The 6,756-nt window shown below is 52.3% G+C and carries 7 protein-coding genes and 1 pseudogene; 6 read left to right on the forward strand and 2 right to left on the reverse strand.

Translation table 11 applies throughout. The features are described 5' to 3' along the window. Nucleotides 1-114 (reverse strand): annotated as a pseudogene (locus QZ279_RS15085) (GntR family transcriptional regulator); the annotation flags it as partial. An 87-nt stretch (nt 115-201) separates the two neighbouring features. Here QZ279_RS15085 and QZ279_RS15090 point away from each other — a divergent pair. The 6 genes from QZ279_RS15090 to dctP are packed head-to-tail and all read left to right on the forward strand — an operon-like array spanning nt 202 to nt 5,976. Next, nucleotides 202-1,356 (forward strand): LLM class flavin-dependent oxidoreductase, encoded by a 1,155-nt coding sequence (locus QZ279_RS15090; protein WP_293452425.1) that lies wholly within the window; start codon nt 202-204, stop codon nt 1,354-1,356. Next, complete coding sequence (locus QZ279_RS15095) at nt 1,356-2,246, forward strand: aldo/keto reductase (protein WP_293452427.1); 891 nt, start codon at nt 1,356-1,358, stop codon at nt 2,244-2,246. The genes QZ279_RS15090 and QZ279_RS15095 overlap by 1 nt, the downstream gene beginning before the upstream one ends. Continuing rightward, nucleotides 2,243-2,764, forward strand: coding sequence for a flavin reductase family protein (locus QZ279_RS15100; RefSeq protein ID WP_293452430.1), 522 nt, complete (start codon nt 2,243-2,245; stop codon nt 2,762-2,764). Before QZ279_RS15095 ends, QZ279_RS15100 begins: the two co-directional genes overlap by 4 nt. Before the next feature lie 53 nt (nt 2,765-2,817). Further along, a complete protein-coding gene (locus tag QZ279_RS15105) occupies nt 2,818-3,405 on the forward strand; it encodes a TRAP transporter small permease subunit (RefSeq protein WP_293452433.1) in 588 nt (195 codons plus the stop codon). Then, nucleotides 3,405-4,880, forward strand: coding sequence for a TRAP transporter large permease (locus QZ279_RS15110; protein ID WP_293452437.1), 1,476 nt, complete (start codon nt 3,405-3,407; stop codon nt 4,878-4,880). The genes QZ279_RS15105 and QZ279_RS15110 overlap by 1 nt, the downstream gene beginning before the upstream one ends. A gap of 28 nt (nt 4,881-4,908) precedes the next feature. After that, a complete protein-coding gene (dctP, locus tag QZ279_RS15115) occupies nt 4,909-5,976 on the forward strand; it encodes a TRAP transporter substrate-binding protein DctP (protein ID WP_293452440.1) in 1,068 nt (355 codons plus the stop codon). A 257-nt stretch (nt 5,977-6,233) separates the two neighbouring features. On the opposite strand, the gene QZ279_RS15120 is transcribed toward dctP, so the two are convergent. Then, the gene (locus QZ279_RS15120) at nt 6,234-6,665 is read right to left on the reverse strand and encodes a hypothetical protein (RefSeq protein ID WP_293452442.1); all 432 of its coding nucleotides are present in this window, start codon (nt 6,663-6,665) and stop codon (nt 6,234-6,236) included. Between the last annotated feature and the right edge of the window lie 91 nt (nt 6,666-6,756).

The raw sequence follows: 6,756 nt of genomic DNA on the forward strand, positions 1-6,756 counted from the left end.
AAGATCACGTTCAGGCGGTAAACGCTCACCATCCAGATATCGACCCGCCGCGATGTCACGGATCAAAAGCTCTTCGATCTGAACATAAAGTGGCAGGGATTTTCGGGGAGCCATCTGGGAGCCTTGAATAATTGATACACCATTGATTTACACCTTGTGCGATGCTACGCAAGTAGGAATAGACCATTCGAAAGGCTCCACATGACGGTCGTTCCAATCACATCCCCAGACTTAGACGCTGCCGAAGTGTCGTGGTTCTCGGCGCTCTGTTCTGACGACTATCAATTCCTCGGCGTGCCCAACGGTGATCTGCGATCCAGCTGGGATCACTGTTCTGCGATCGTGAAAGAAGCCGAAGCGCAGGGCTTTAGAAACATCCTGTGCCCTTCCTCCTATCAGGTCGGTCAAGACACGCTTAGCTTTGTGGCTGGCTGTGCACCGATCACTGAAAAGATCAACATGCTGGCCGCCGTACGCTGCGGCGAAATGCAGCCCATTATGCTAGCGCGCACCCTTGCGACGCTGGATCACATGATGAAGGGCCGCTTGACAGTGAACATAATTTCCTCGGACTTTCCGGGCGAAAAAGCAGATAGCGAATTCCGCTACCAACGTTCGCGTGAAGTGGTCGAAATCCTCAAGCAATCGTGGACCCAAGACGAAATCAACTACACTGGTGACGTCTATAACTTTGAAGGCGTCCCAACCGATCCAGCACGTCCCTACCAAACAGGCGGTCCCTTGCTTTATTTCGGTGGCTATTCCCCATCTGCACTGGAATTGTGCGGTCAGCACTGCGACGTCTACCTGATGTGGCCAGAGCCGAAGGAACAACTGGCAGAGCGCATGAAAGCTGTTAATACGGTCGCCGAAAATTACAATCGCGCGCTGGACTATGGCCTGCGCGTCCACATGATTGTGCGTGATACAGAAGTCGAAGCACGTGAATACGCTGAATACATCGTATCCAAACTGGACGACGAGCAGGGTAAAACCATCCGTGATCGTGCCCTTGATAGCACCTCTCTGGGTGTTAGCCACCAAGCCAAAAACCGTGATCTGGCTGATATGGAAGGCTTTATTGAACCACATCTATGGACCGGCGTCGGTCGCGCGCGTTCTGGATGCGGTGCCGCCTTGGTTGGTAGCGCTGATCAGGTTCTTAGCGAGATTGAAGCCTACCAAAAGATGGGCATCCGTGCTTTCATCTTTTCAGGCTATCCGCATTTGGATGAATGCAAACACTTTGGCAAACTTGTCATGCCCCACTTGAAAACCTGCTCGTTGCCCCACGTCTATGGACGGGTTCCAACCGATGCGCCCCAAACGCCACTGGGCGTAGGAGAAAGACGCTAATGGAACGTATAAACCTTACTTCAGACCTCAGCTTAAGCCGCCTCATTTATGGCATGTGGCGCATTGGGGATGACGCAGACACCAGCACTGCACATGTGCAGGCGAAGATCGAAAGCTGCTTGGCGCAAGGCATCACGACGATGGACCAAGCCGACATCTACGGCGGCTATGAGGCGGAAGAAATCCTTGGCAACGCGCTGAAAGGCACGGGCCTTCGCAGTAAGATCGAGATCGTAACCAAATGCGATATCGTTGCTCCTGCGGGGCGTTACTCGGATGCGCGCGTCAAATATTATGATACGTCCCGTACGCACCTGATGGCGTCAGTTGAACACTCGCTGCGTTTGATGGGAACCGACCACGTTGATCTATTGTTGATCCACCGGCCTGATCCGTTGATGGACGCAGAAGAAACTGGTGCCGCACTAGATGACATCGTTGCCTCCGGTAAGGCGCGTTCTGTCGGTGTTTCAAACTTTAAACTGCATGATTGGACGCTACTTCAATCGGCGATGAAGAACCCTCTGGTCACCAACCAGATCGAACTTTCTTTGCTGGCGCATGAGGGTTTCACGAATGGAGATGTTGCGTATCTGCAAGAACGCAAGGTTGCACCAATGGCGTGGTCCCCCCTTGGAGGGGGGACTCTTTTTTCGAATGAAAACAAAGCGCTTTTGGATGCTTTAAAAGTGATAGGTGAAGCAAGCGGCGTTGACGAAACTGCCGTCGCCGTAGCTTGGTTGCTCGCGCATCCCGCAACGATCATGCCGGTCATGGGCACCAACTCGCTAGAGCGGATCGCCAAGATCAGCGATGCAATGAAGGTCAAGATGGATCGCCAATCATGGTTCGGACTTTATACTGCTGCCATGGAGCATGAGGTTGCATGAGCCGCGAAATGCTTCCCCCTACCGTAGCCGACAGCTTCGAGCCAAGCGCCGATACATCCCGTGCTTTGCGCGATGCGTTAGGACGTTTTGCGACCGGTGTCACCGTGATCACATGCAACTCTGATCAAGGGCCATTGGGCATGACAGCCAATAGCTTTGCCTCTGTCTCGCTTGATCCTGCCTTAGTGCTGTGGTCCCCGGCAAAAGCGTCAAAACGCTATAATGCGTTCACAGACGCAGAGCACTTCGCGATTCATGTAATGACCGCAGAGCAAGCTAATATTTGCAATGGATTTGCTAAGGATGGCAAAGCCTTTGATGGCTACGACTGGCACACCTGCTCCAAAGGTGTCCCTTTGATCGCACATTGTTTGTCGCGCTTTGAATGCACGCGCACAGCGGTTCATGATGCTGGAGATCATTCGATTGTGGTCGGTCAAGTTACGCGGGTCAGCACACAGGCCGCAGGGCCGTTAATGTTCTATTCTGGAAAGTATGGGGTCTTCAAAGAAGTCTAAATGATCGGTCTGCATTAAGTAATCACAAACGCAGTATCCTGGGAGGGATGAATATGGGAGTACTACGCGGGCTACTTGCCCCGCTTCAGATCTTTAACGATCTTACCCTACCCATAGGGCGCGGCATTGCTGTGGCCTGCATTGCGCTGATGGTGCTATGCATCCTAGTGCAGGTCTTCTTTCGCTATGTTTTGAACAATGCGCTACCTTGGCCCGATGAGGCCGCACGTTTCCTGATGCTGTGGATGACGGGAATGATCGCCCCGTCAGCGTATCGCGTCGGCGGTTTCGTCGCGATTGATATGGTTGAGCGCGCATTGCCGCGCGCAATCGCTGCTTTCCTTTCGCTTTTCCTTCTTAGCGTGTCCTTGCTAGTTCTGATCACGGCTGCACAAATCGGCTGGAAACATGTGAACTCAGGCTGGTTGTTTTCCTCCGCCACGCTTTGGGTTCCGCTGGACTGGGTCGGTGGAAGCAGTTTCAAAGTGAAACTCGCTTGGATGTATATGTCGCTTTGGATTGGCTTTATCTGGCTGACCATTGTGAACGTTGAGCTGATCTTGCGCAGTCTGATCACGATGACAGGGGGAGGCGATCGCCTGAAGCCCCTCTTCGCCGAAGAATATGCAGGGGCTGAATAATGCTAATTTGGTTCCTTCCGGTCTTCCTCGTTTTGCTGATGGTCGGCCTACCCGTCTTCTTCGGCCTACTCGCAGCACCTGGCATTCTACTTTACATGAATGGCCAAGAACGTGACATCGCCCTGCTCTATCGCAACGTCTATAATGGTATGGACAGCTTTCCCTTGATGGCGATCCCCTTCTTTATGCTCGCGGGCGAATTAATGAACCGTGGCGGCATCACCGAACGCCTTGTCGAATTCTCCCAAGCGTTGATGGGCCATCTGCGTGGTGGCTTGGCGCAAGTGAACATTCTCTCTTCAATGCTCTTCGCGGGACTGTCTGGTTCGGCTGTTGCCGACACCTCTGCACTGGGCTCCATGTTGGTCCCCGCGATGGAAAAGGAAGGCTACACCCGCAGATACGCAGCGGCGATCACGGCGGCCTCTTCGGTCATCGGCCCGATCATTCCACCCTCTGGCATCATGATTATCTATGCATATGTTATGGGCGAAAGCGTTGCGGCGCTTTTCCTTGCGGGCATCGTTCCGGGCATCTTGGTCGGTGTTGGTTTGATGATCATGGTCCGCCTGACCGCTGATAAGTACAATCTACCAGCCGCAAAGCGCGTCGTTCTAAAGGGCACGCATATGGGGGCTGTAGAATGGTGGGTCTCTTTCATTCTGGTGCGCTTGAACATCGCATTGGTGATCTGGTCCTTCGTTCCCCTTGGTGAAGATGCAAGTACGACGGCCAACTGGTTGTCTCTTGGCGGCGCACTTTTGGCCGCCCACGGATTGTTCCTAGGCATACGTCAGCTCGTCAGCCACGATTTACGTATGGTATGCAAACGCGCGATGGTGCCTTTGCAAACGCCAATCCTGATCTTGGGCGGCATTCTTGTGGGTGTCTTCACACCTACAGAGGCCGCAGCAATCGCGGTGTTCTACGCGGTGCTCGTCGGCTTCTTCATCTTGCGCACATTGCGTGTAAAAGACATGCCGCTGATCTTGATGAAAGCGGCCAGCACGTCAGCGGTCGTTCTCTTGTTGGTCGGGGCAGCAATGGCATTCAAAACCGTTGTCAGCCTGTCCCACGCGCCAGAGCAATTGGCCGCGATCATCCTTGGCCTGTCTGACAACCCCCTGATCCTTTTGTTCCTGATCAACCTGCTTTTGTTCATCGTCGGCATGTTCTTAGACGCAGGTCCCGCGATCATCATTCTTGGCCCGATCTTGGGTCCAATCTTCGTCGATCTCGGCGTGCACCCTGTGCATTTCGCAATCATCATGAGCGTGAATCTGACTGTCGGTCTCGCCACCCCCCCTATGGGGCTGGTGTTGTTCGTGGCCAGTTCTGTTTCTGGCGAACGCGTCGAATCCATCGCACGCGCCATTATTCCATTCCTCTTGGTCGAAATATTCGTGATCTTCTTGATTACCTACATTCCGGCCATTTCGATGACCGTCCCTCGTCTAACGGGGTTCGTTAACTAACTAAAAAACTAATTGGGAGAACCAAAAAATGTTGAAGAGTCTAACAAAAACGCTGCTTGCAGCTGGCATTATCGCAACAAGCGGTTTTGCGGCTTTCGCAGAAGGCCACGCGCAGTATAAAATTCGCGCAACAGCCAACTCGAATGAGAACGACGAAGACTATGATGGTCTGGTTGTTTTCAAGAACTACGTCGAAGCTGCCTCAAACGGCGCGATCGAAGTTGAATTGTTCATCGGTACACAGCTTTGCTCTAAGGGCGCTGAGTGCTTGCAAGGTGTCGCAGACGGTTCCATCGACGTGTATATTTCCACGTCCGGCGGCGCGGCTGGCATCTTCCCATATGTGCAGGTTCTGGACTTGCCATACTTGATGGCGGATGATCGTATTGCAGAAGCCGTTCTGCAGGGCGACTTCACACGCAAAATGCGCTCCATGGCGCTTGCGTCTTCCGGCGACAAAATCCGCTTGATGACAATCGGCAACACTGGTGGCTGGCGCAACTTCGCGAACACAAAGCGTCGCGTACAAAACCCGTCCGACATGGAAGGCCTGAAAATTCGCACGGTTGTTGCTGATCTTCCACAAGAACTCGTCCGCGCACTGGGTGCCTCCCCGACGCCAATCCCATGGCCTGAGCTGTTCACATCATTCCAAACGGGCGTTGTTGAAGGCTCCAAGAACGGCATCACCGACATCATGGGCATGAAGTTCCCAGATGCGGGTCTGCAGTATGTCACGCTTGACGGCCACGCCTACATGGGCGCACTCTGGTGGATGAGCAACGACAGCTTCATGGCGATGCCAGAAGACATGCGTTCCGTTGTGGTCGACGGGTTCTCCCAGCTACAGCAAGCGACATTCGCGTCGCCCAAGCGTAAGTCCATCCAAGCCTACGCGGACTTCGTCGCAGGCGGCGGTGATCTATACGTACCAACACCCGCCGAGAAAGCCGCTTTCAAAGAAGCCGCAACACCGGTTTATGATTGGTTCAAAGGCAACGTAGAAGGTGGCGGCGAGATCTTTGACGCACTAACAGCTGCGGTTGCGGATGCTGAAGGGTCGATCAATGCGGGCCGTATGGCTGATATTAAGTAAGGCGGCTTGCTTTGCTGGTCTTCTGTGGGAGGCTATTGAGAAATGAGGAAGCGGCGTTCGAGAGAGCGTCGCTTCCTTTTCAACTTGACGGTTTGACCTTTCTAGCGAAATTTCAATAACTTCGCAGAACCTCGATAGCACTTTCAGAAGTTCTGATAGTGCAAAACCTTGCAAGAAGCTTTCGCTCTACGTTACCGGAGCCAAGCACGAATATTTCTCAAGTAAGTATTTTGATACAGAAGTCGTGTTAGAAAGCTTTATTTCTTCGCAAGAGCTTGAGTTACTCGCTCGCTTACGCTTTGTATTAGATTCATTAACTCTTGGCTATTTTGCCTCCTTGTTTCAAAGGCAGCCAAGTCATGAGAGATCAAATTTTTCAAATGATGCAACTCCAGCAACGTTCTGTAAAGATTGCTGTCGATTATTTTGTTCTTAAAAGCTCTTTCGAATAAGGCTCTGGGATTATGGATGATTTTAGATACACTGTCATCTGATGTAGACAAATTACTATTTTCTAAGAACATTCTTTCTGTAGCCTGCCATTGCGTCAGAAATGCAGACACGTTTAATCCCGCTCTAGAACCCACCGGTGCAGATCGGCCAAAGACCGTAATGCCACGATCCATAGCCGATGTGATGACCTCGTCCACCTCGGCATCAAGGTGAATTTCTGCATCTCCGAACTTCAATTTTCTTGCATTGGTGAGCCACTTAAAGAACCGGTTCCTTAGGGTCAGGACCCATTAACTGATTGAGCCTGTGGGGCTGATATGATTCACG

This window comes from Planktotalea sp. (assembly GCF_018607965.1).
Taxonomy (GTDB): Bacteria; Pseudomonadota; Alphaproteobacteria; order Rhodobacterales; family Rhodobacteraceae; genus Planktotalea.